This window comes from Paraburkholderia sp. CI3 (genome assembly GCF_050436505.1).
Lineage (GTDB): Bacteria > Pseudomonadota > Gammaproteobacteria > Burkholderiales > Burkholderiaceae > Paraburkholderia > Paraburkholderia tuberum.
Map to the genome: position 1 here is coordinate 3,492,516 of NZ_JBNDMI010000004.1, position 23,119 is coordinate 3,515,634.

Genomic DNA, 23,119 nt, shown 5'->3' on the forward strand with positions numbered 1-23,119 from the left:
TTGCCGATGGAATGCCCAGCCGTAGCATACCCTCGAATGACACACGGAGGGTGTGATGGAAAACGGATCGATGACAGCGTCGGGCGGCACCGGCGAGCGCGGCGCGCGGCATCGCTGGAAGGTGCTGGGCGTTGGTTTTGCCGCGAATGCGAGCTTTTCGGCGGCATTTTCGGGGATTCCGACGACAGCGGTGTTCCTGCGCTCGGACTACCACCTGGGCAACCACGGGCTCGGCCTCGTGCTCGGCATGCTCGGCCTGGGTATTGCGGTCAGCGAGTTGCCGTGGGGTCTGCTAACCGACCGCTGGGGCGATCGCCGGGTGCTGCTGCTCGGCTTGCTGTCGACCGCGGTCGCGCTCGCCGGTCTCGCGCTGTTCGTGTCGCCGGGCGGCGCGCATGTGCCCGGCATCGTCCCGCTCGCGCTCGGGCTGCTGTTGGTCGGACTGCTGGGCGGCAGCGTCAACGGATCGAGCGGCCGGGCGGTGATGGCGTGGTTTCGCGAAGGCGAGCGCGGCCTCGCGATGAGCATCCGCCAAACCGCCGTGCCGGCGGGCGGTGGACTCGGCGCAGTGGTCCTGCCGGTGCTCGCCTCGCACTTTGGTTTTGCGAGCGCCTATGCGGTGCTGGCGTTGGCGTGCGCGATCACCGCATGGTTCGCGTGGCGCTGGCTGCACGAGCCCGCACACGCGGACGATACGCCGGCGCCCAAAGGGGCGCGCGCGGCTGCGACGGCCCGTGCTGCGGCGGCCAACGGTCGGAGGTTGGACTCCTCGAACGTCAGCGCACCGCCGCCGATGATCTCCCCATTGCGCGACATCGCGATCTGGCGCGTCGCGCTCGGCGCGGGCGCGCTGTGCATGCCGCAGATTGCCGTGATCACATTCGGCACGGTGTTCCTGCACGACTTCGGGCGTGCCGGCGTGTTCGCGATCAGCGCGACGATGGCCGCGGTGCAGACTGGCGCCGCGATCGCGCGGGTCTGGAGCGGCGCGTGGACCGACCGGCGCGGCAACCGCCGCGCGTATATGCGGGCATGCAGTCTGGTGACCGCCGTGCTGTTCGTGCTGCTCGCGCTCGCGACCGGGTTCATCGGCCTGCGTCGCGCCGGGGCGGTCGCGCCGTTCGCGCTGATGATCGTACTCGGCGGAGTTAGCGCGTCGGCGTGGCACGGCGTCGCGTTCACCGAACTCGCGACGCTCGCCGGTACTCGCCGCGCGGGCACCGCGCTCGCGATGGGCAACACCTGCGTGTTCCTCACGCTGTTCGTGACGCCGCTCGCGATTCCGGCGCTGCTGTCTATCGGAGCATGGCCGCTGGTGTGGACGGTGGCGAGCGCTTGCGCGTTGCTCGCATTGCCGGTGTTTCCGCGCGCCGCGTCGACGCGTGCGATGCGCGCGACGCGTGCTTGCGATGCGGCGTGAGACATGGGGCGAACAGCGCGCGCTTTGCGTTGCCGAATTGATCTTGATTCGATTCGAATCACGGTGCGCATATTGCTTGGTCGAACTATAAATTATCCCGATTATTGATCTGGATTAGGAACGCTCCGATTGTCGTGAATTTGCGAGGGTGATCAGATGGCTTTTCCGGCACGTCGCTTGAGTGCCGCGACGCAGGTCGACGCCTGCCGCCTGCACAGCCACTGCCGCGCGCATTTCGACCATTCTTATAACGAGCGAGACTAATCGTGACAAATCTTCGAATCATTCTGGCGGACGATCACCCGTTCGTCCTGCTTGGCCTGAAATCGACACTGGAGGCGCACGAAGGTCTGTCCGTCGTCGGTCAGGCGCAGATGCCCACTGCGTTGATCGCATTGCTGCAACACACACCGTGCGACGTGCTCGTCGTCGATCTTTCCATGCCGGAGCCCGCCGGCGAGATTGGCGACGGACTCGGCCTGATCCGGCGCGTTCGTGGCGAGTGGCCGTCATTGCGCGTCGTCGTCGTGACCGGGCAGACGAATGCCGCGATGTTGCGTGTCGTCGTCGCCGATGCCGCGGTGAGTGTGATCGGCAAAGCCGATTCGCTCGAGGAACTGCCGCAAGCGGTCTGCGACAGTGCGCGCGGCGCGCGCTACCTGGGCCGCTCGGTAGTCGAAACGCTCGCGCGTTTGCAGCCGGACAACGGTCGGTTCGTGTCGGCCCTGCTGCTGTCGAAGCGGCAGACCGACATCCTGCGCAGGCTCGTGAGCGGCGAGTCCATCGTGCAGATCGCGGCGGCGCTCGGCTGCCATCGCCGCACGGTGAGCCGGCACAAGCGCGAAGCGATGGCGCGGCTTGGCGTCAACGACGACCCCGCGCTTTTTTCCTGTGTGCGCGCCTGCGGCACGGTCCTCCTCGAATCGGAAGACTAGGGTCTGTTTACATATGGAACGCACGTGCGTTGCCGCGAGAAGGGCCGCTCGCAAGGATTGCGACGCCGCGAATACTCGACGTATTCGCAAGGAGCATGACGCAGCGAGCGGCCCTTCTCGCGGCAACCCCAGTTCTGAATTTCATTCCAGGGGAATGCCCGCTATCGGCCGCAGGGCGGCGTCGCGCGTCGCTCACGTGGCGCGGCCACGCAGCGCTCCTTACTCCTTGCCCTGCGCCCCGAAGGAAGTCCCCTTGGGGGACGGCCGATAGCGGGCATTCGCACGTGCGTTCCATATGTAAACAGACCCTAAGCATCAGGCATACGGTTGTTCGTACCATTTCAGAGCGCTCTGATGTTTGTCGAAATAGAAATGCTCGACCATTGCGTGAGCGCCGGTCACACATAACAAGGTCGAGAAATGAAAGTATCGAGGAGCGCCAGACGATGAACCTCATGGCTGCATCAGGCTCGCCTGTTCGAACGATCATTGCGGATGATCATCCGCTGGTTCTGCTGGCTATAGAAAATCTGATTGGCAACTATCCGGACCTGAAGGTGGTTGGCCGTGCGGCGGATGTCGCCGAACTGTTCATCGAAGTCGATCGCAGTCCTTGCGATATCGTGCTGATGGACCTTTACATGCCAGGAGGGCACAACGACAACCGGTTCGACGTCGTCAGGCAGTTGAAGGCGCGCTATCCCAACGTGGCGCTCGTCATTCTGACAATGGAAACGGAGGCGGCGACGCTGCGCAAAGTGATGTCGCTCGGCGTGGATGGGCTGCTGAGCAAACGTGATCGTATCGATCTGATCCATGTGGCGGTGGTCATGGCGCTGGCGCGCGAATGTTTTGTCGGTCCGGCGGTGCGCGCCATGCTGGCCGATGTCACGCTGACGAAACGTCTGGACTTCGTGCGCGCCACCCTGTCTCGCCGAGAGTTCGAGGTTTTTACGCGATACGCGTCAGGACTCGGCGTCACGGAAATCGCCACGAGGCTGGGACGTAGTGTGAAGACGATCAGCGCGCAGAAGTGCATGGCCATGCGCAAGCTGTCGCTGAATAGCGACGCCGAACTGTTTCGCTTCGCAGTCGAGTATGGCGTAGTGCCAGAAGGGCTTGGTCAAAGCCGTTAAGCGGGCGGCAACATTCTGCGCAGGCGCGCGGCGAATATATCGGCATAACCGGGGGACACATTTCGTGCGGTATGCCCGATCGACACCATAAAAAAGTCACGGAAAAGAATGCCAAACAAGATTCACGTGGTCGTGGCGGACGATCACGACTCCATTCGCGCGGGCGTCCGATCTCTGCTGCGCGACAAGCCGAATATCGAAATTGTCGGCGAAGCTGCCGACACCCGTGGTCTCGCGAAGTTGCTCGATGCCTGCGCATGCGACGTCGTCGTGTCGGACATCGGCATGCCGGGACTCGACGGAGACGCCAGCGCGGTGCCGCTATTGCGCCGGCTGCTACGGCGCACGCCGCATCCCCACGTGGTCGTGCTGACCATGATTGGGCGCGCGCATGTGTTGGCCGGCTTGCGCAATATCGGCGTGACTGGAATCGTCGACAAGCGCGACGCCGTGGACGCATTGATCGACGCAATCGAAGCCGTTGCCGCCGGGGGCACCCATCTATCGGAACAGGTTCGGGCCGCACTTGCGACCGCGGAGCCTGCGCCGCCCCGGCGCGGCGGTGTGATGAGCGCACGCGAGTGGGAGGTGTTTCAACTCTATGTGCGAGGCCTCGCGGTGCACGAGATCGCCACACGTCTGCGACGCAGCGACAAAACCATCAGCACGCAAAAACGCAGCGCGATGCGCAAGCTCGGACTGGAAACAGAAGCCGACCTGATCAACTACGCCACTCAGATTGGGCTGATATGAGGCGCAGCAACGGTCACAAATTCTTGTTCTCGATGGATTTGAGGTAGCCCTTATCAGACTTATCTGATTGCCGTGGCGTGGGGGGCACCCAATAATCCTGGCGCGCCTGTCATTGCGCGCCGTGCGCCGCAACTGCCAAGCGGCTGGTTCATGATCCGATTACCAATGGATCAGGGGAATCCGGTGCAGACCTCTTCGCGCGATCGTTTGGCGTCTGTGCCTCATATTTGATGGACGGGATAGAGATGGTTGCGCTAGGCAAGCGATTGTGCAGCGAGGGTTTGGGTACGGCTTGGCTCGTGTTCGTCGGCTGCGGCAGTACGGTGCTGGACACCACACGCGTGCTGCAGGGCACTGGCGCGTTGCAAATGTCGTTGGCGTTCGGTCTTGCGCTTGCTACCGGCAGCTATGCCTTCGGCAAGATTTCCGGCGCGCATTTCAATCCTGCCGTCACCATCGGCCTGACGATCGCGCAGCGCTTTCCCGTGCGTGATGTCTTGCCCTATATCGCTGCGCAAATCTGGGGCGCAATAGTCGCCGCGGCGCTTCTCGCCTACCTCGCCAGCGGCCGGCCAGGTTTCGAACTCTCCGCGAGTGAATTCGCGGCGAACGGCTTCGGCGCTCATTCGCCCGCCGACTATCCATTGCATGCGGCGCTCGTCGTGGAATGCGTGCTGTCGTTCGTGTTTGTCGGAGCATGCCTGCTGGTCGTCGTTCGAAAAGAGGTGGCAACGATTGCGCCGTTCATCACCGGCGCATGTCTGATGCTCGTCTACCTGGTGTCCATTCCGATCACCAATGGAGCGGTCAATCCCGCACGCTCGACCGCGCAGGCGCTGTTCGTCGGCAACTGGGCGTTGGATCAGTTGTGGCTGTTCTGGGCCGCGCCGTTGGCCGGAGCAATCGCGGCTGGCGTGCTGTTTTCGTTTCTGGACGGCGGAGCCGATTCGTCTTCGGTGTCGTTGGTGGACGGGCAGGGTGACGTTTCGTGAGCGAGGGACGGTACTCACCACTTCCGGTCGATGCGGTGCTGACATTGGGGCTGCGGCGTTTGTTGCGGTGTCTTTGGCCGCGCTCGCCGCGCCACTCGATGACGCATTGGCTCGCGTTTTTTCTGCTGGCGGTTACGGATGCGGTCTGCATGGCCGGACCTGCCGGCGCCGCGTCACAGCCACCCGTAATTTCCGCAGTGGGAGCGGGTTCTTCCGCGTCGTCATCCATTGCATTTCCTGCCAGATTGACGGTCGGCATTCTCGAAGGAGGCTGGGCGCCGTTCGACATTCCGCTGGGCGGCCGGCTCGCCGGCGTCAGCGGCGACCTGTTGCGCGCGCTCGTGGGGCCGAACGTCGTCATCGAGACGAAGAGCTTTCCCGACATGGCCAAGCTGGTCGCCGCGGCTTGCGCCGGCGAGGTCGACCTGCTGACGAGCATAGCGCGCACGCCGGAGCGCGAGCGCTGCCTCAGCTTTACGGCTCCTTACTTCCACTCGTTCGCCTCGGCCGTCGTGCGTCGCGACGACGCCCGGCATGTGAACCCCACCGACCTCGCTGGCGCGCGTATCGCGATCGAGCGCGGTTTTGCGCGTGAGCGTTTGTTGCGCGCAGGTTTTCCTCGCGCGAGTATCGTCTCGTTCGCGAGCACGCACGAAGCGCTGAACGCGCTACTGCATGGCGATGCAGACGTCTACTTCGGCTTCACGCCGGTCGTGCAATACGAACTGGCGACCGACGCGTATCGCAATCTGCGCGTAGCGTTCGAGCAAGGCGGCAAAGCGCTCGACCTGCGCTTTGCCGTATCGCCTCGCCAGCCTGCTTTGCGCGATCAGCTAAACCGCGCGCTCGTGTCGATGAATCCCGCCGAGGCCGCCGCGATACGCGCGCGCTGGCTGTCCGGCAACTTCAACGCGGCGCCCGCGCCGCATGCACCACGCTTCACGTTGACGCCGGAAGAGAAGAACTGGCTGCGTTCGCTGCCGCCGTTGCAGGTCGGCTTCGACAACGACTGGGCGCCGTTCAGCTATGTTGATTCCGCAGGCCGCCCCGTCGGTCTGACCGCCGATTACCTCACGTACCTGAGCAGCACGCTCGGTGTCGTGTTCAACCGCGCGCGCATGGCCGACTGGGCCGCCGCCGTCGAGGCGTTCCAGCGTGGCGACCTCGCGATGCTGTCCTCCACATCGAGTCGCGCCGCGCTTCTGGTAGGCGCCGACCATAGCCGTGTGTACGAGAGCGATCCGCTGGTGATCGTCGGGCGGAGCGGCGCGCCGCCCCCATGCTCGTTCGACGACATCACGTCGTGCCGCGTCGTGATGTCGCCGCATGTGGCCGGCTCGGTGCCGCTCGCGTTGGAAACGGTGCCGATCGATCACATCGTCGTCGCGGCGAGCCTGGGCGAGGCGATGCGCATGGTCGCGAGCGGCGAGGCCGACGTGCTGGTCGGCAACGCTGCCGCGATCAACGTGCAACTGCGGCAGCACTACGTCGGCGCGCTCAGGGTGCTCGACTCGCTCGGCGAATCCGACTCGTTGTATTTTGTTGTGCGCGAGGATCTGAGCCCGCTCGTCAAGCTGATCGATCGCGCGTTGCAGGCGATGCCGGCAGCCGAAAAGCAGCGCATCCGGCGCAAGTGGGTGAGCCCCGCCGCGCCGGACAACGCCGTATGGAGCGTGACTGCGGTGCGGCTGCTGCCGGTGCTGATCGGCATCGGCGTCGTGCTGCTGGTCACGTTGCGCGCGTACGTGCTGCTGCAACGCGAAGTCCGGCTACGCAAGCAGACCGAGCGCGAACTCGCACTGCAATTGAACTTCCAGGAAACGATGATGAAGACGGTGCCGTATCCGCTCATCGCGAAAGGCCTGGACGGACGGTACATCGCGATCAACGAGGCCTATGAGAAAGCGTGCGGGCTGGAGCGCAAGGACGTGCTCGGGCGCACGACGACCGAGGTCGGCACATGGGGCGACGCAAACAGCCGCGTGCTCGACGACATCACGGGCGAGATCCTGCGCGGCGGCGGCATCGCGAAAGTCGAACTCGAGTTTGAGGACGGCGCTGGCGAGGCGCGGCATGGGATTTTCTGGACGAGCGTCTGCGAGGCCAGCGATGGGCAGCCGGCGTACGTGCTTGGCACGATGGTCGACATCACCGACATCCGGCGCGCTGAAATGCGCGCGAGCGAAACCGAACGGCGCCTGTTCGACGTCACGCGCTCGTTGCCCGCCGTCGTGTTCCAGTTGCGGCGCTCGCCGTCCGGCGCGTATTCCTTCCCGTACATCGGCGGCGACACGCGGCATCTGCTCGGCGAGGGTGATTGGCATGGGCGGGCACGGGTCGATTTCCAACGAGTGTCGGAGCTGGATCGGCCGCGCGTTCTCGCCGAGCTCGAGCGTTCCGCGAGCTGCGCCTCCCCCGTGCATATGGAGTTCCGCCTGGAAAACGCCGGTCAACTAAAGTGGGTGCGGGCCGAGCTGGTGCCGCGGCGAGAAGCCGATGGCAGCGTCGTTTGGAGCGGCTATTGGGTCGATGCGAGCGTCGAGCGCGCGCGTTCGGAGGAACTCGCGCGGGCACGCGATGTGGCCGAGGCGGCCTCGCGCGCGAAGGACGACTTCTTCGCGATGATGAGCCACGAAATCCGCACCCCGATGAACGGTGTGCTCGGTCTCGTCGAAGTGCTCGAGCGCACGCCGCTCAGTTCCGATCAGAGCGAAATGCTCGGCATGATCCATGAGTCGGCGGGGGCGCTGCTGCAGATTCTCGATGATCTGCTCGATTATTCGAAGATCGAGGCGGGGCGGCTCACGCTCGAAGCCGAGCCGATCGATCTGCGCGAACTCGTCGATAACGCGGTCGGCCTGCTCGCGGGGCGCGCCCACGAAAAAGGGCTGAAAGTGCGCGTCGACATCGCGACCGACGCCGCCGCGACGCTCCGCGGCGACAGCGTGCGTCTGCGCCAGATTCTGTTCAATCTGCTCGGCAATGCGATCAAGTTCACGCCGAAGGGCGAGGTGGGTGTTAGCGTGGCGGTCGTCCAAGATCGCGCGGACTCGCAGACGTTGGAGCTGACCGTTGAGGACACCGGAATCGGCATCGCGCCGGATGTGCAGGCGGGCCTGTTCGAGCCGTTCGTGCAGGCTGAGTCGTCCACCACGCGGCGCTTCGGCGGCACGGGCCTTGGGCTGACGATCTGCCGCAAGCTGATCGACCTGATGAACGGCACGCTCGCGCTGCGCAGCGAACCGGGCCACGGCACGAGGATGATCGTGCGGCTGACGATGCCGATCGTCGAACGGCGTTATTCGATCAACGGTCTGCGCGGCAAACGCGCCGTCGTGATCACGCGAGATCCGCGCATCGGCCGCGCTCTCGCACACTTCGGCGAGGCGCTCGGGCTCGAACTGCGCAGCCTCTCGGCCGCTGCGGCGACGCCGGGCAAAAGCAACGTGCTGAGCCGCGCGGATCTGCTGTTCGTCGGCGAGGACGTCACGTTGCCCGTACAGATCGGCGCAAATGCGCGTGTCGCCACGCTGACCGAAAAGCCGATGCCGACGGGTTACCGCATCCTCGACGACAAGGTGCGCGTGAGCATCAATCCGATTTCGTGGCGCGGCCTCGGCGCCGCATGCGCGGCCGCGATGACGGGCCCGTCGTCGATGTCCCCGATGGTACCGCGAGCGCCAGGCGTGCCGTTCTCGACCGATGGCGTCGCGCCGCCGCCTGATCGTGAACGCGCGATCGCGAGCGGGCGACTGATTCTTGTCGCGGAAGATCACCCAGTCAATCAGGAGTTGATCCGCCATCAACTCGCCCTGCTGGGGTTCGCGTGCGACGTCGCGAACGACGGCGCCGAAGCGCTTCTCGCGCTCGAGCGCACGAGCTATGGCTGCCTGATCACGGACTGTCACATGCCGAACCTGTCCGGTTACGAACTGACTCGCCGTATCCGCGAAGCGGAGGCACTGCGCGGCGGCGCGCAGCGTCTGCCGATACTCGGCATCACGGCCAACACCGCGCCCGACGACCTGAGGCTGTGCCGCGAAGCCGGCATGGACGACAGTCTGATCAAGCCGACTCGGCTCGCCACGTTGCGCGACTACCTGAGCCGCTGGTTTGGCACCGACACCGTTCGGCACCCCGCGCCGGCAGAAACATGCGGTCGCGAATCGTCTGCGCCGGCCGGCGAGCGGCAGATCACGCAGCGCGTCGGTGTCGAACCGTACGTGCCCGTCGAACTAGCACACATGACGCAGTTATGGGGAAGCGAGTCGACGGTCAAGGCGTTGCTCGGTTCATTCATCTCGTCGATGCGCGAAGACTTCAACGCGCTTGCGACGTTACTCGAACGCGCGGACACGGGGCGGGTGCCCGAGTGGCTGCATCGGGTGATGGGGGCGGCCAGCGTGCTGCAGTATCAGCCACTCGTACACGCGCTCGAAGCCTATCGTCGCGACATTATCGCGAAGTCGCCCGAGCAGTTGCGTAACGAGGGGCATGCGCTAATCCGCCAATGCGAGGCGATGCTCGATGGCATCGAACAGCAGGCCGCATTGCTCGCCTAACGGGCGGCGGGCGGTGACCTCGCGCGAATACGCGGCCGATTCAAACGGCCGCGACCAAAATCGGGACGAAAAAAAACGCGGCCGAAGCCGCGTTAAAGATTTGGAGACATCCTTCGATGAAGGAGTCACTTCTCGCAAATCGAAGCATACCAGGAACGGCGTCATTTATTCATTGCAAATCGCGCAATTAACTTTTCGATTAAATCGATTAAAACGATTTCGCACTACGTTTTTGCCGGTATTTTAGGCATATCGTGACGAACGCCTGTGCGCATTGCGCACCTTGCCCATCAGGCCTTCCGTTTTAATCACAGTCCGGTTCGAATTAAAGCGGCCCGCGCAAGCCACCATCCCAACCTCACCGGCTCCAAATGATTTGCACTAGTATGTGGAAGCTCCGCACGGCCGACACGGGTGCCGCGGCGGCGCGTCAATGTCCGGAGAAGACCATGGTTTCGCTGCGAAAATTGAATCTGGCCGTGGTGGTGTGGGCGCTTGCGTCGGGCGCTGCGTTCGCGGATACGGTTGCGCTGAAGGCGAATCTCCAGCCGTCGAGCGAAGTGCCGCCGCGCGTGAGTCACGGGCACGGCATGCTGAATGCGACCTTCGACACGTCCACCCAATCGCTGCAGTGGACTGTTACTTACGAAGGCTTGAGCAGTCCGGTCACCGCCGCGCATTTCCACGGTCCCGCGCCGGTTGGCCAGAACGCGAAGGTCCAGGTGCCTATCGAGAAGAATGGCCTCGCGAGTCCGATCAAAGGCACGGCGAAGCTGACCGAGCAGCAGGTCACGGATCTGATGGCGGGGCAGTGGTACTTCAATGTTCATACCGCGCAGAATCCGACGGGCGAAATTCGCGGGCAGGTGTTGCCGGCGAACTAGGCGTGGGCCTCGCGTGGGCCGAGCGCGCGTGCCGCGGCCAAAAGCAGCTTCACACCGTTAGAACCCGCCAACCAACGGCGCCCCCGCCACCGCCCGTACCATGACGGGACTTCAACGAAGGAGCATGTCCCGATGAGCTGGCAAAGCGCGCTCGCTTGCTGGTATTTGCGCAGGCAGTTCCGGCCCGAAACCCTCAAACCGTCTATCAACGTCGAGCGGGCGCGCGCGCTGACCTCGAAGCGGGTGTGGTCGCCACGCGTGCCGCGCGGCTGGCATCTTCGCGAAACGTATGGCGCGGGCGAGGCGCCGCTCGTCGGCGAATGGCTGGAACGTGTGGACGGCGGCACGGCCGGCGGCGCGGAGCCGACGGTGCTGTATTGCCACGGCGGAGGCTACTACTTCTGCTCGCCGCGCACGCATCGGTCGCTAACGTTCGCTCTCGCTACCCGCGCAGACGCGCGGCTCTTCTCCCTCGACTACCGCCTCGCGCCTGAGCATCGCTTTCCGGCCGCGCTTGAGGACGCCACCGCCGCCTATCGACAGCTGCTCGCGATGGGCATCGCACCGAGCTCGATTGTGGTCGCCGGCGACTCGGCCGGCGGTGGCCTCGCGCTCGCCACGCTGGTCGCGCTGCGCGACGCCGGCGCACCGATGCCCGCTGGCGGCCTGCTGTTCTCGCCGTGGACCGATCTGGCGACGACCGGCGCGAGCCTGCGCACCAACGACAGCGTCGATCCGATGTTCTGTGGCGCCTCGATCGAGCGCGCGGCCAAGGTCTATCTCGGCGACGCGCCGGCCACGCATCCGTACGCGTCGCCGGTCTACGCGGACCTGCGCGGTCTGCCACCGCTGTTCTTGCAGGCGGGCAGCACCGAGGTGCTGCTCGACGACGCGCGCCGCGTCGCCGACCATGCGCACGCGGCAGGAGTCGATTGCGAATGCGAGGTGTGGAAAAACCTGCCGCACGTGTGGCCGATGTTCGCGCCGTTCATGCCGGAGGCGAACCGCGCGCTCGATCGCGCGGCCGCGTTCGTGCGACGCGCGACGAGCCGCGCCGCGAACAGGGCTCAGGCGTCGAGCGTGACGTCGAGCGTCCGATAGACGGCTTCGATCGTTTGCTGGCCGTATTGCCGCTCGAGCCGCCGCACGGTGAAGTGCCCGTGCGCGACCTGCTGGAAGTGATCGATAAACACGGTGTTGACCATCGCGCCGAGCACCGCGCCGATCGCGGGAATCGATTTGGCAGCGATCTGTTCGCTGACCTGCACCGAAAAGCGCGCGGCGATCGCGTTGAGCAGTCGCAGCAGCGCCGCCGAGCCGTGGGTCGTGAAGCCCTTGCTGGCCACCTCGGACGACGCCTTCGACACCGCCTGCGCTAGCGCGCCGCGCATGAAGAAGTAGCCGAGGTCGGCGTCGTCGTCCTCGCTCGATGTACCGCCCATGCCGAGCACGGTCAGGCATTGCAGCTGCGTGTCGACCGAGGTCAGGTCCTCGCCCTCGCTGCGCGCGATGTCGCAGATCGAGCGGAACATTAGCGTAGTCGTGACCGGCAGCTCGACTGGCAGCGCGATCAATCCAAACGCCCCGCCGGCCGCGCCGGTGGTCGCGACCGCGAACTTGTGCAGCAGGTTGTTCGGCTTGTCGGGCGCGAGAAGCCTGGCGTCGTCGCGCCGGCCGAGCGTGCGTAGCGCGATCGACAGACACTTGCGCAACGCGGCCTGCGTCGCATCGGACACTTTTTGGTTGGCGAACGCCGGGATGCGCGATAGCAGCTTCTCGATCGGCGCGCCGACGACGCTCGCGAGCTTCATCGTGAGCGCGGGGCTTTCGAGCTGGTGTTTCGCGCGCCGCAGCGCGGCGAGGTCCTGCTCCGATAAGTATGGAGTTGCGAGCGAACTCGGCTGCATGGGCCTCCCTGGCATGTCGTGTGTTGCGTACCTGGAGTCAGTCTACCGCGTTGCAAGACGCGTTCCGTCCCGCTTGGAGCGTCGCACCATGGTATGATCTCCAATCTTTTGACACGTCAACTTTTGCTCCATCAAAAATGGCTGTCCATACCGCCGCTCACCATTCGAGTGGGCAAGTCTTACCGTTTCGCGAATCCCTGCTGGCCATGCTCGGCATCTCGTTCGTCACGATGCTGGTCGCGCTCGACCAGACCGTGGTCGGCACCGCGCTACCCACCATCGTGTCCGAACTCCGAGGCTTCGAGTTGTACGCATGGGTCGCAACCTCGTATCTGCTGACCTCGGTGATCACCGTGCCGGTTTTCGGGCGGCTTGGCGATTACTACGGGCGCAAGCCGTTCGTGATTGCGTCGATCGTCGTGTTTACCGGCGCCTCGGTGCTGTGCGGCGCGGCCAACAGCATGCTGTTTCTCGTGCTCGCGCGCGGGTTGCAGGGCATTGGCGGCGGCATGCTCGTCGGCACCGCGTTCGCATGCATTCCCGATCTGTTCCCCGATTCCGTCGTGCGGCTGCGCTGGCAGGTGCTGATGAGCTCGGCGTTCGGCATCGCCAATGCGGTCGGCCCGTCCCTCGGCGGTTTTCTCACGCAGTACTACGGCTGGCGCTCGGTGTTCTATGTGAATTTGCCGGTCGGGCTGCTATCGCTGTTTTTCGTCTGGCGTTTCCTGCCGCATCTGCGGCACGTCGAACATACCGGCAAAATGCGGCTCGACTGGCCCGGCGCGCTGCTGATCGCGATCGCGCTCGGCTCACTGCAGCTGTTCGTCGAATTGCTGCCGAAGCACGGCATCACGCTGAGCGCGTTCGCGCTGCTCGGGCTCGCCGTCGCGTCGGCCGTCACGCTGTGGAAATGGGAAAAGCGCTGCCCGACCGCGATCCTGCCCGTCGACATGTTCCGCAACCGCAGTCTGGCCGCGCTGTTCACGCTGGCCGTGCTCGGTGGCTTCACGATGTTCTCGCTGCTGTTCTACGCGCCGCTGCTGTTCCAGGGCGGCTTCGGCATGTCGCCGAAAGAGGCGGGCCTCGTGATCACGCCGCTCGTCGTGTTCATCACGATCGGCAGTATCGCGAACGGGCGCGTCGTGTCGCGGGTGAAGAATCCGAACCTGATGCTGTACATCGGCTTTGCGATGGTCGCGCTGTCATGCCTTGGCATCGTCGTCGCGACCCGTTCGATGCAGCAATGGGTGCTGATGTCGTTCATGGTCGTCGGCGGCCTCGGGCTCGGCTTCGTGATGCCGAACCTGACGATCTTCGCGCAGCAGACCGCGGGCCGCGAACACCTCGGCATCGCGACCGCGCTGCTGCAGTCGCTGCGGATGATCGGTGGCATGATCGGCACGGCGCTGACCGGCACGCTCGTGACTCACATGTACAAGAGCGGTGTGCGCAATGCGCTCGAAGGCGCGGGCGCGTCGCACTGGTTCGCCGATCTCGGCGATCCGCAGATCCTGATCAACCGCGATGCGCAGACCACGCTCGTCGACCAGTTGACCCACGCTGGCCACAACGGCGCGATGTTGCTCGAAAGTGCGCGCGAGGCGCTGGTCGGGGCGATTCATCTGGGTCTCGCGATGGCCGCGGTGATCGCCGTCGTGTCGGTGTGGCAAACCCGCCGCGTGCCGCCGATCAAGCTGCAGCGCAAGCTCGAGCCGGTGATTCACGCAGACTGATTTTTGAACTTGGTGTTGGACAGGCAGATTATGGAAGAACAGGACCGCGTCGCCGTCATGCAGCAATTTGGTCGCACGTATCGGGCGTTCATGTCGGCATTCGAGGCCCAGGTGGGGCATCCGTTGCCACGCTGGCGCATTCTGCTCGCGCTGCGCGAGCAGGCCGGCGAGTCGTCGCAGAAGCGGCTCGTCGAGCGGTTGCGCGTCGATCCTGGCGCGCTCACGCGACAGCTGAAGGCGCTCGAAGGGTTGGGCTGGATCGCGCGCAGCATGGATACGCGCGATAACCGCGTGACCAACGTGCGCCTGACCGAAGCGGGCCACGCCGCGACCGAAGCGAGCCTGCCGCGTCGCAACGCGTTCTTGCACGACACGATGGCCGGGTTGCCGGATGAGGCGCTCGCGGCGTTGTCGAGCGCGCTGAAAATGTTGGAGACGCGCATCGGCGAGGTGACGGCCAACGCCAGCGCCGCGACCGTGGCCGCCGCGCCGCAGGAGACCGCTGGCGACGAGGCGGCGCAGCGCATGTGATCTTTAGTCCGCGCGTGGCGATAAAAAAGGCTGTGAGCCCAGCGGCGCACAGCCTTTTTCTTTAGCGGAACAGATCGCGCTTGAGTCAGCGCGGCGTGGTCCGATCAGAAGAACGTCTCGATCACTTCCTTCACGCGATACTGCGGATCGACGACCAGCACCTGCTTCCACTTGTCGAACGTCAGGCACGGATGCGAGATGTCGAACGCGATCATGTCGCCCACTTTCAGATCGGCGCCCGCGGGAATCCGCAGATACGCGTGCTGATCCATCAGACCGAAGATTTCCCAGCCCTCGCTCGCGGCGATGTCGCGCGGCGCTTGCTGGCCCGGGCGATAGTGGCGCGCCGGCTCCGGCATGCCTGCGTCGAACGCGGAGTCGCGTTTGCCGAGGCCGATGATCGCGCGATCCGGCTCGGGAATGGACTGCACGTACGCCCACAATTGCAGCGCCGGCAGCAACCCTTCGCCCATTTTCTTCGCGACAGGATTGCGCTTGAAAATGTCGGTCTGCGCCTTGCGATAGATGCCGACGTCATGCGTCAGATAGCAGCCGGGACGCAGCACGACCTCGACCTTGCCGGATTGCGTCGCCTGCGCGAACTCTTCGGCGACCACGTCGTACCACGCCGATCCCGCGCCCGATAGCACCGCCGGCGAGCGCGCGAAACGCCCCTGCTCGACAAGTTCGCGAGTGACCGCAACCGCGCCTTGCAGGAACGCGCGCACTTCGGGTTCTTCCTTCAGCACGCCTTCGTACAGTTCGACCCCCGCGAGCTTCAGCACGTCCGGATAGCGCGCGATCGCGTCCAGCACCGCGTTGCGCTGCGTTTCGTCGCGCACGCCGGTGCGTCCACCCGGCACGCCGAGTTCGAGCAGCACCTGCAGCGGCTTCTTCACCGAGGTGAAGAATTCGCCGAGTTGCTCGACGCCTTCAGCCGAATCGACGAGGCAGAAGAATTCGAAATCCGGATCGCTGAGCAATTCGGCGATCATCATCATGTTGTGACGGCCGACCAGCTGATTCGCCATCAGGATGCGCGAGACGCCGCCGTGGTACGCCGCGCGCACCTGATGAGCGGTGGCGAGCGTGATGCCCCACGCACCGGTTTCGAGCTGACGGCGAAACAGTTGTGGCGCCATCGTGGTCTTGCCGTGAGGCGCGAGCTTGACGCCGTATTCGGCAACGAACGCCTGCATCCACTTCAGATTGTGCTCGACGCGATCGGCGTACAGCACGGCGGCCGGCAGGCTGACGTCCTCGGCGAGCAGGTTCCACTCGAGGCGCGCGGCGTCCGTCAGCTGGATGCTCGTGCCCGGAACCATGCCCAAGCCCTTGCTATAAGGATCAATCGTCGCGCCCTGATAGTTTGTAACTTTCATGTCTCCGTGCTCCATCGTCCGGGTAAATTGAGTCAGATTTGACTTTACCATGTTATCGAAAGTACGATGTCTGAACGAATGTTATTTAGTACCATGGGTTTCGAAGGCCGCCGCAAAGGGCCGCGAAAGCCGTGCCGCGAACCCCACCGCCTGCCATGAACCGTAGCGCCGAACCGCTCGCTTTCGACATCGTCGCGCGCATTGCCGAGTGCGCGCCGGAGTTGCGCTCGGCCGAACGCAAGGTCGCCGCGCTGATCCTCGACGATCTGACCGGCGCGTCGCGCGCGAGCATCGGCGCGCTGGCACAGCAGGCCGAGGTCAGCATCGCGACCGTCACGCGCTTCGCGAAGGCGGTCGGCTGCCGCGACGTGCGCGAACTCAAGCTGCGGCTCGCGCAGGCGGCCGCGGTCGGTCAGCGGTTTCTCGAGCGCGACACCGCAAGCGACGCACCCGAGCCGATCGCCACGCGCGTCTTCGACGAGTTGCAAACGGCGCTCGCGCACAATCATCAACTGCTGCGCCAGGCGCCGCTCGCCGAAGCGGCGGCCGCGCTGCGCGATGCGCGCATGATCTACGTGTTCGGCATGGGCGGCGGCTCGACCGCGCTCGCTGACGAAATGCGTTTCAGGCTCGTGCGCCTCGGCCGCCCGGTCGCGACCTATCAGGACGGGCTGTTGCAGCGCATGGTGGCGAGCACGGTGTCGCGCGAGTGCGTCGTGATCGCGCTGTCCACCACGGGGCGCGTGCCCGAGATGGTCGAGAACTGCAAGATCGCGCGCAGCTACGGTGCGACGGTGGTCGCGCTGACGGCGCCCGCGTCGCCGCTGGCGAAGCTCGCCAACTGGCTGATCCCGATCGTCGCGTTCGAAACCGATTTCATTTACAAGCCGTCGTCGTCCCGTTACGCGATGATGATGGCGCTCGATGTGCTCGTCACCGAACTTGCCGTCAGTCAGGGCGACGAAAGCCGCGAATTGCTGCGCCGCATGAAGCACGCGCTCGACGCGCACCGCGGCGGCGGCGATCGACAACCGTTAGGAGATTGATCCATGCATTCGCATCCCGAAGCGGCCGACACGCTGATCGTCGGCGCGCAACTGTACGACGGCACGGGCGCGCCGCCCGTCGAGCGCGACGTGGCGATCCGCGACGGGCGCATCGCCGCGATCGGCAATCTGTCGAACTGGCTCGCCGAAGAGGTGATCGAGGCCGAGGGGCGCGCGCTCGCGCCGGGCTTTATCGACGTACACACGCACGACGACACGCATGTGATCCGCTCGCCGCAGATGCTGCCCAAGATCACCCAGGGCGTGACGACGGTGATCGTCGGCAATTGCGGAATCAGCGCGTCGCCGGTATCGCTGAAGGGCGATCCGCCCGATCCGATGAACCTGCTCGGCGAGCGCGACGCGTTCCAGTACCCGACCTTCGCCGACTATGTGAACGCGGTGAATGCGGCGCGGCCGGCGGTGAACGTCGGCGCGCTGATCGGCCACACGGCGTTGCGCAATAACCAGATGGACCGGCTCGATCGCGCGGCGACTGCCGAGGAAATCGAGCGCATGTGCGCGCAGCTCGAAGAAGCGCTCGCGCACGGCGCGCTCGGTCTCAGCTCGGGGCTCGCATACGGTTCGGCGTTCGCCGCGCCGACCGAGGAAGTGATGGCGCTCGCCGAGCCGCTCGCGGCCGCGGGCGCGCTGTACACGACCCATATGCGCACCGAGTTCGACGCGATTCTCGACGCGATGGACGAGGCCTACCGCGTCGGTCGTCATGCGCGTGTGCCGGTCGTGATCTCGCATCTGAAGTGCGCGGGGCCGTCGAACTGGGGGCGCAGCGTCGAGGTGCTGAAGTCGCTCGAAGGCGCGCGCGGCGGGCAGCCGGTCGGTTGCGACTGCTATCCGTACAACCGCAGCTCGTCGACGCTCGATCTGAAGCAGGTGACAGGCGACATCGACATCACGATCACGTGGTCCGAGCCGCATCCGGAAATGGCGGGCAAGCTGATCAAGGAAGTCGCGGCCGAATGGGGCGTCTCGCAGCAGGAGGCGGGCAAGCGCCTGCAGCCGGCCGGCGCGGTCTATCACAACATGTCCGAAGACGACGTGCGGCGCATCCTGTCGCATCCGGCGACGATGGTCGGTTCCGACGGCCTGCCGAACGATCCGCTGCCGCATCCGCGGCTGTGGGGCGCGTTTCCGCGCGTGCTCGGTCACTATGCGCGCGATACCGCTTTGCTGCCGCTCGAGGAAGCGGTGCGCAAGATGACGAGCCTGTCCGCGCGCCGCTTCGGACTCGCGCAACGCGGCGAAGTGCATATCGGCTATCACGCCGACCTCGTGCTGTTCGATCCGGCGAAAGTGCATGACGTGGCGACGTTCGACAAGCCCCAGCAGCCCGCTGCCGGCATCGACGCGGTGTGGGTCAACGGCGTGCTGTCGTATCGCGACGGCGCGGTGACGGGCGAGCGGGCTGGCCGGTTCGTCACGCGCGGCGCGCCGTCGAAGGGCGATGCGCAGGGCGCGTTCTGATTTTTTATCGATTGATGGCGGCACGCGCGGCGAAGGCGCCGCGCGTGCCCGACTTTTTAAGGAGTGTGACGATGAAGCGATATGGCGTGGAAGGCGGAAAGGGAACGGGCGGTCAGGTGATGCCGTTCGCGCGCGCGGTCGAGGCGGACGGCTGGCTGTTCGTGTCGGGCCAGACGCCGATGGAAAACGGCGAAGTGATCAACGGCGGCATCGTCGAGCAATCGCACAAGGCGATCCAGAACGTGTTCGCGATCCTGAAGGAAGCGGGCTATGGCGCCGAGCACGTCGTGCGTTGCGGCGTGTGGCTCGACGATCCGCGCGACTTCGCGTCGTTCAACAAGGTGTTTCGCGAGTATTTTGGCGAGAATCCGCCGGCGCGCGCGTGCGTGGTGTCGTCGATGGTGATCGACTGCAAGGTCGAGGTGGATTGCGTCGCTTATAAGAAGCCGGCGGCCTGATCGCTTTGATGGCTTTCATGTGACGAGGGCGCCGCAGGTCGTGATGGCCTGCGGCGCCCTCGTCGCGTTTACCGCTGTTTTTTTGTGTTGGAGTTACTGCCGCGCGAGCCGCATGTTGTCCGGCATCGGCAGGTTGTAGTTGGTGCGGAACGGGTTGATGTCGAGCCCGCCGCGACGCGTGTAGCGCGCATACACGGCGAGCTTCAGCGGTTTGCACATCTTCATGATGTCGACGAAGATTCGCTCGACGCATTGCTCATGAAACCCGGTGTGATTGCGGTACGAGATGACGTATCGCAAGAGGCCCGCGTGATCGATCTGCGGGCCGGCGTAGTGGATCTGCACGCTGCCCCAGTCCGGCTGACCGGTCACCGGGCAGTTCGACTTCAGCAGGTTCGAGAACAGCGTTTCCTCGACCGGCGCTTCGTCGCGCGCCGCGCTCAAAAGTGACGCGTCCGGCTGATAGACGCTCGCCTCGAGTTCGAGCCGGTCGAGCGACAGGCCGTCGAATTCTTCCATTTTCAGCTTGCCGAATTCGTGCGGTGTGCTCAGATGTACCGACACGGTCGCGCCGCACGACGCGGACACGTCGCGCCTGATCGTGTCGCGCACGCTCTCGGCCGAGTCGAACGCAGTCTGCGCGAACGAGCCCAGATACAGCTTGAACGATTTCGACTCGACGATGTTCGGCGAGTCGGCCGGCACGAAGAACGTCGCGACGGCGATCTGCGGCTTGCCGCGCGCGTTCAGCCACGACAGCTCGTAGGCGTTCCAGATGTCGGTGCCGAAAAACGGCAGTCGCGCGGTAATGCCGATCGCCTCGCGCGCATGGCTGCGCGCAATCGGAAACAGCAGCGTCGGATCGTATTGTTCGGTGTAAGTCGAGGACTTGCCGAGCGGGGATTGTTCGGGTGTCATGATGCGTTCACGATGCCACTCAGCACGTGCCCGGTCGCGGTTACGACGCGGGCCGATTCGCAGTGGCCGATCTGGTCGTCGAAGAAAAAGTCGGGCTCGAACTCGCGCAGAAATGCGCTTTTGTCGAGGCCGCCGAGGAACATCGCTTCGTCGATTTCGATGTTCCATGCCATCAGGGTGCGGATCGCGCGCTCATGCGCGGGCGCCGAGCGCGCCGTCACTAGCGCCGTGCGAATGCGCATCGGCGCGGCCGCGTCCGCGAGTTTTTGCAGCCGGTGGAGTGCTTCGAGCAGCGGCTTGAGCGGACCGTCCGCGAGCGGCAGATGCTTGTTGTCGATCTCGTGACCGACGAACGCGCGCAGGCCGTCTTGCTGGAAGATGCGTTCCGCTTCGTCGGAAAACAAGACCGCGTCGCCGTCGAACGCAATGCGGATTTCGTCCGGGTATTTGCTCGCCATTTTCGCCGATTCCGGCAACACACGTGCGGCTGGGAAGCCAGCGGCGAGCGCATCGCGCACGTCGTGCTGATTCGCCGACAAAAACAGCGAAGCGTTCAGCGGCTTCAGATAACCGAACGGCGCGCGGCCGCGCGTGAACACGCCGCGCTCGATCGCGAGCCCGTGTTCGCGGCAGGAATGAAACGCGCGCAGACCGCTGATCGGATCGCTGCGCGACAGGATCACCACTTCGACGCGATGATCGCCGGCGTTCAGCGCAAGCAGCTTGCGGATCAGCGGAAACGCCACGCCCGGTTTCGCGGGCACGTTCAGACGCTCGCGCTGCAACGCTTCGTAAGCCTTCAGGTCGCCGGCCTCGTAGACACGGTTCTCTTCCTCGAAGTCGAACAGTGCGCGCGACGAGATTGCGACCACCAGTTTGTCGACGAGCGAAAGCGCCATCGTTGCGTTCCGGTTCGAAGAGATCAGGCGAGGAAGAGACGATAGACCGGATTTTTCGTCTCTTCCCAGCACGGATAGCCGAGCGTTTCGATGAAGCGCTCGAACGCCGCGTGGTCGCTTCCGGGCACCTGAATGCCGACCAGAATCGAGCTGTAGTCCGCGCCCTGGTTGCGGTAGTGGAACAGGCTGATGTTCCAGTTCGGCGCCATCGACGACAGGAATTTCATCAGCGCGCCCGGACGTTCCGGAAACTCGAAGCGAAACAGTCGTTCGTCGCGCGCGAGCGGCGAGCGGCCGCCGACCATGTAGCGGATGTGCTGCTTCGACAGTTCGTCGAAGGTCAGGTCGACGGTGGCAAAACCGTGCGCTTCGAAGGCGCCGGCGATCTGCGCCGATTCGCTGCGATTGCGGATCTGCACGCCGACGAAAATATGCGCCGAGTTCGCGTCGGCGATCCGGTAGTTGAACTCGGTGACGCTGCGCGTGCCGAGCAGCTCGCAGAAGCGCCTGAAGCTGCCGCGCTCTTCGGGGATCGTCACCGCGAAGACCGCTTCGCGCGCTTCGCCTACTTCCGCGCGTTCGGCGACGAAGCGCATGCGGTCGAAGTTCATGTTCGCGCCCGACGTGATCGCGATCAGCGTCTGGTTCTCGATGCCTTCCCGTTCGGCATACTGCTTGGCGCCGGCCACCGCGAGCGAGCCCGCCGGTTCGAGCACGCTGCGCGTGTCCTGGAACACGTCCTTGATCGCGGCGCACAGCGCATCGGTGTTCACGAGCAGCACTTCGTCGAGATATTCGCGGCACAGACGGAAGGTCTCTTCGCCGACGAGCTTCACCGCGGTGCCGTCGGAGAACAGGCCCACTTCGTTCAGCGTCACACGCTCGCCCGCCTGCAACGACGCGGCCATCGCGCATGAATCATCGGTCTGCACGCCGATCACCTTGATCTCGGGGCGCACCGATTTCACGTATGCGGCGACACCGGCCGCGAGACCGCCGCCGCCGATCGGCACGAAGATCGCGTGAATCGGCCCCTGGTGCTGGCTGAGGATTTCCATCGCGACGGTGCCCTGGCCCGCGATCACGTACGGATCGTCGAACGGATGCACGAAAGTCAGGCCGCGCTCTTCCTGCAGCTTGACCGCGTGACCATAGGCGTCGCTATACGACTCACCGAACTGCACGATCTCGACGGTCGGCCCGCCATGCGTGCGGATCGCGTCGACCTTGAGCTGCGGCGTCGTCACCGGCACGACGATGATCGCCTTCACGCCCATGCGTGCCGCCGATAACGCCACGCCCTGCGCATGATTGCCCGCCGACGCGGTGATCACGCCGCGACTGAGCGCCTCGGCCGGAATATGCGCCATCTTGTTGTATGCGCCGCGCAGCTTGAACGAGAACACCGGCTGGTTGTCCTCGCGCTTCAGATAGACCGGGTTGCGCAGCCGCGCCGACAGGTTCGGCGCGCGTTCGAGTTCGGTCTCGCGCGCCACGTCGTAGACGCGCGCGGTCAGGGTCTTTTTCAGGTAGTCGTGGGAGGCCATGCGGGTGGCGCGGTGCGCTGTGTAAAACGGGAAGACGTCAATAATAGCGCCAACGGTGCCCGCTCTGGCCGTTCGGCGCGCTCCGCGGACGGGTGCCGTGCACTTAACCGGGCCGTATCGGAATCGCGCGATCGAAGCTCGCCCAACCGTCCGGCCGGTCAATGGGCGGTATGCGAAAACGCCGCCGGATCCATCGCCAAAACCTCCGAACCCCCGCCGCCGCCCGATTCCCACCGTCAACGCGTGGCGGAATGATGCGGTAGAATTTCGTTTTGGAATAAGGATCGGAAGATGCACTGGCAGCCTCGGATCGCCCATTTAATGCCCGTCCCGCGCGAATCCTTCCCCGCGGCGGAACGGCATGTCCGCCACGCGCGATCGTGTAGCTGTCTCTGAGTGCCGCGAAGCGACTGCCGTGAGTTGGCCGCCGGTCGTGCTCGCTCCCCTTGAAGCCCTAGAAGATTTCAAGCATTGCGCCCCACGCGCATTGTCCGCCGACGCCTCGTGACGAGTGCGCCAGGCTGACCTACC

Annotated in this window: 18 protein-coding genes; 13 read left to right on the top strand and 5 right to left on the bottom strand. The window is 64.8% G+C overall.

Features of this window, described 5'->3' with window-relative positions:
• Positions 1–55: 55 nt before the first annotated feature.
• From OKW29_RS37550 to OKW29_RS37585, 8 genes are all read left to right on the top strand, one after another.
• Positions 56–1,420 (top strand): MFS transporter, encoded by a 1,365-nt coding sequence (locus OKW29_RS37550; RefSeq protein WP_429294464.1) that lies wholly within the window; start codon positions 56–58, stop codon positions 1,418–1,420.
• Positions 1,421–1,686: 266 nt separating this feature from the next.
• Positions 1,687–2,355 (top strand): response regulator, encoded by a 669-nt coding sequence (locus OKW29_RS37555; RefSeq protein ID WP_429294465.1) that lies wholly within the window; start codon positions 1,687–1,689, stop codon positions 2,353–2,355.
• A 446-nt stretch (positions 2,356–2,801) separates the two neighbouring features.
• Complete coding sequence (locus OKW29_RS37560; protein WP_429294466.1) at positions 2,802–3,491, top strand: response regulator; 690 nt, start codon at positions 2,802–2,804, stop codon at positions 3,489–3,491.
• A 108-nt stretch (positions 3,492–3,599) separates the two neighbouring features.
• Positions 3,600–4,244, top strand: a complete 645-nt coding sequence (locus OKW29_RS37565) for a response regulator (RefSeq protein ID WP_429294467.1) — start codon at positions 3,600–3,602, stop codon at positions 4,242–4,244.
• A gap of 245 nt (positions 4,245–4,489) precedes the next feature.
• Positions 4,490–5,236: an aquaporin Z gene (gene aqpZ / locus OKW29_RS37570; RefSeq protein WP_429294468.1), complete on the top strand. Its 747-nt coding sequence runs from the start codon at positions 4,490–4,492 to the stop codon at positions 5,234–5,236.
• A 149-nt stretch (positions 5,237–5,385) separates the two neighbouring features.
• Positions 5,386–9,798: an ATP-binding protein gene (locus OKW29_RS37575; RefSeq protein ID WP_429294469.1), complete on the top strand. Its 4,413-nt coding sequence runs from the start codon at positions 5,386–5,388 to the stop codon at positions 9,796–9,798.
• A 449-nt stretch (positions 9,799–10,247) separates the two neighbouring features.
• A complete protein-coding gene (locus OKW29_RS37580; protein WP_429294470.1) occupies positions 10,248–10,682 on the top strand; it encodes a CHRD domain-containing protein in 435 nt (144 codons plus the stop codon).
• A gap of 132 nt (positions 10,683–10,814) precedes the next feature.
• A complete protein-coding gene (locus tag OKW29_RS37585; protein WP_184027049.1) occupies positions 10,815–11,783 on the top strand; it encodes an alpha/beta hydrolase in 969 nt (322 codons plus the stop codon).
• Here the strand turns inward: OKW29_RS37585 and OKW29_RS37590 are convergent.
• Complete coding sequence (locus OKW29_RS37590; RefSeq protein WP_429294471.1) at positions 11,750–12,589, bottom strand: EcsC family protein; 840 nt, start codon at positions 12,587–12,589, stop codon at positions 11,750–11,752. The two genes, OKW29_RS37585 and OKW29_RS37590, sit on opposite strands and share 34 nt — an antisense overlap.
• A gap of 137 nt (positions 12,590–12,726) precedes the next feature.
• Here OKW29_RS37590 and OKW29_RS37595 point away from each other — a divergent pair, with 137 nt between their 5' ends.
• Positions 12,727–14,322: an MDR family MFS transporter gene (locus tag OKW29_RS37595; RefSeq protein ID WP_429294472.1), complete on the top strand. Its 1,596-nt coding sequence runs from the start codon at positions 12,727–12,729 to the stop codon at positions 14,320–14,322.
• 30 nt (positions 14,323–14,352) lie between these two features.
• Positions 14,353–14,853, top strand: coding sequence for a MarR family winged helix-turn-helix transcriptional regulator (locus OKW29_RS37600; RefSeq protein ID WP_429294473.1), 501 nt, complete (start codon positions 14,353–14,355; stop codon positions 14,851–14,853).
• A gap of 104 nt (positions 14,854–14,957) precedes the next feature.
• On the opposite strand, the gene OKW29_RS37605 is transcribed toward OKW29_RS37600, so the two are convergent.
• Positions 14,958–16,235: an amino acid deaminase gene (locus OKW29_RS37605; RefSeq protein ID WP_429294474.1), complete on the bottom strand. Its 1,278-nt coding sequence runs from the start codon at positions 16,233–16,235 to the stop codon at positions 14,958–14,960.
• A gap of 155 nt (positions 16,236–16,390) precedes the next feature.
• Here OKW29_RS37605 and OKW29_RS37610 point away from each other — a divergent pair, with 155 nt between their 5' ends.
• The 3 genes from OKW29_RS37610 to OKW29_RS37620 all read left to right on the top strand — a co-directional run bounded on the left by OKW29_RS37610 (position 16,391) and on the right by OKW29_RS37620 (position 19,224).
• Positions 16,391–17,281: a MurR/RpiR family transcriptional regulator gene (locus OKW29_RS37610; protein WP_090802984.1), complete on the top strand. Its 891-nt coding sequence runs from the start codon at positions 16,391–16,393 to the stop codon at positions 17,279–17,281.
• 3 nt (positions 17,282–17,284) lie between these two features.
• On the top strand, positions 17,285–18,766 hold the full coding sequence (locus OKW29_RS37615) for an N-acyl-D-amino-acid deacylase family protein (protein WP_187628711.1): 1,482 nt from the start codon (positions 17,285–17,287) through the stop codon (positions 18,764–18,766).
• Positions 18,767–18,837: 71 nt separating this feature from the next.
• Positions 18,838–19,224 carry a RidA family protein gene (locus OKW29_RS37620; protein ID WP_008923846.1) on the top strand — a complete coding sequence of 129 codons (387 nt, stop codon included), beginning with the start codon at positions 18,838–18,840 and terminating at the stop codon, positions 19,222–19,224.
• Positions 19,225–19,317: 93 nt separating this feature from the next.
• Here the strand turns inward: OKW29_RS37620 and queF are convergent, their stop codons facing one another.
• From queF to ilvA, 3 genes are read right to left on the bottom strand one after another with little or no spacing between them, the layout of a single operon-like run.
• A complete protein-coding gene (gene queF, locus OKW29_RS37625) occupies positions 19,318–20,142 on the bottom strand; it encodes an NADPH-dependent 7-cyano-7-deazaguanine reductase QueF (RefSeq protein ID WP_429294475.1) in 825 nt (274 codons plus the stop codon).
• Entirely contained in the window at positions 20,139–21,041 is a 903-nt protein-coding gene (locus OKW29_RS37630) for a 5'-nucleotidase (RefSeq protein ID WP_184067104.1), read from the bottom strand. The genes queF and OKW29_RS37630 overlap by 4 nt, the downstream gene beginning before the upstream one ends.
• Positions 21,042–21,064: 23 nt before the next feature.
• The gene (gene ilvA, locus OKW29_RS37635; RefSeq protein WP_429295002.1) at positions 21,065–22,630 is read right to left on the bottom strand and encodes a threonine ammonia-lyase, biosynthetic; all 1,566 of its coding nucleotides are present in this window, start codon (positions 22,628–22,630) and stop codon (positions 21,065–21,067) included.
• Between the last annotated feature and the right edge of the window lie 489 nt (positions 22,631–23,119).

Coding starts and splice junctions, on each gene's coding strand:
- OKW29_RS37560 (WP_429294466.1), top strand. CDS start 2,802: ATGAACCTCATGGCTGCATCAGGCTCGCCTGTTCGAACGATCATTGCG.
- OKW29_RS37630 (WP_184067104.1), bottom strand. CDS start 21,041: ATGGCGCTTTCGCTCGTCGACAAACTGGTGGTCGCAATCTCGTCGCGC.
- OKW29_RS37590 (WP_429294471.1), bottom strand. CDS start 12,589: ATGCAGCCGAGTTCGCTCGCAACTCCATACTTATCGGAGCAGGACCTC.
- OKW29_RS37580 (WP_429294470.1), top strand. CDS start 10,248: ATGGTTTCGCTGCGAAAATTGAATCTGGCCGTGGTGGTGTGGGCGCTT.
- OKW29_RS37595 (WP_429294472.1), top strand. CDS start 12,727: ATGGCTGTCCATACCGCCGCTCACCATTCGAGTGGGCAAGTCTTACCG.
- OKW29_RS37610 (WP_090802984.1), top strand. CDS start 16,391: ATGAACCGTAGCGCCGAACCGCTCGCTTTCGACATCGTCGCGCGCATT.
- OKW29_RS37620 (WP_008923846.1), top strand. CDS start 18,838: ATGAAGCGATATGGCGTGGAAGGCGGAAAGGGAACGGGCGGTCAGGTG.
- OKW29_RS37615 (WP_187628711.1), top strand. CDS start 17,285: ATGCATTCGCATCCCGAAGCGGCCGACACGCTGATCGTCGGCGCGCAA.
- OKW29_RS37585 (WP_184027049.1), top strand. CDS start 10,815: ATGAGCTGGCAAAGCGCGCTCGCTTGCTGGTATTTGCGCAGGCAGTTC.
- OKW29_RS37565 (WP_429294467.1), top strand. CDS start 3,600: ATGCCAAACAAGATTCACGTGGTCGTGGCGGACGATCACGACTCCATT.
- OKW29_RS37575 (WP_429294469.1), top strand. CDS start 5,386: ATGGCCGGACCTGCCGGCGCCGCGTCACAGCCACCCGTAATTTCCGCA.
- OKW29_RS37600 (WP_429294473.1), top strand. CDS start 14,353: ATGGAAGAACAGGACCGCGTCGCCGTCATGCAGCAATTTGGTCGCACG.
- queF (WP_429294475.1), bottom strand. CDS start 20,142: ATGACACCCGAACAATCCCCGCTCGGCAAGTCCTCGACTTACACCGAA.
- OKW29_RS37605 (WP_429294474.1), bottom strand. CDS start 16,235: ATGAAAGTTACAAACTATCAGGGCGCGACGATTGATCCTTATAGCAAG.
- OKW29_RS37550 (WP_429294464.1), top strand. CDS start 56: ATGGAAAACGGATCGATGACAGCGTCGGGCGGCACCGGCGAGCGCGGC.
- aqpZ (WP_429294468.1), top strand. CDS start 4,490: ATGGTTGCGCTAGGCAAGCGATTGTGCAGCGAGGGTTTGGGTACGGCT.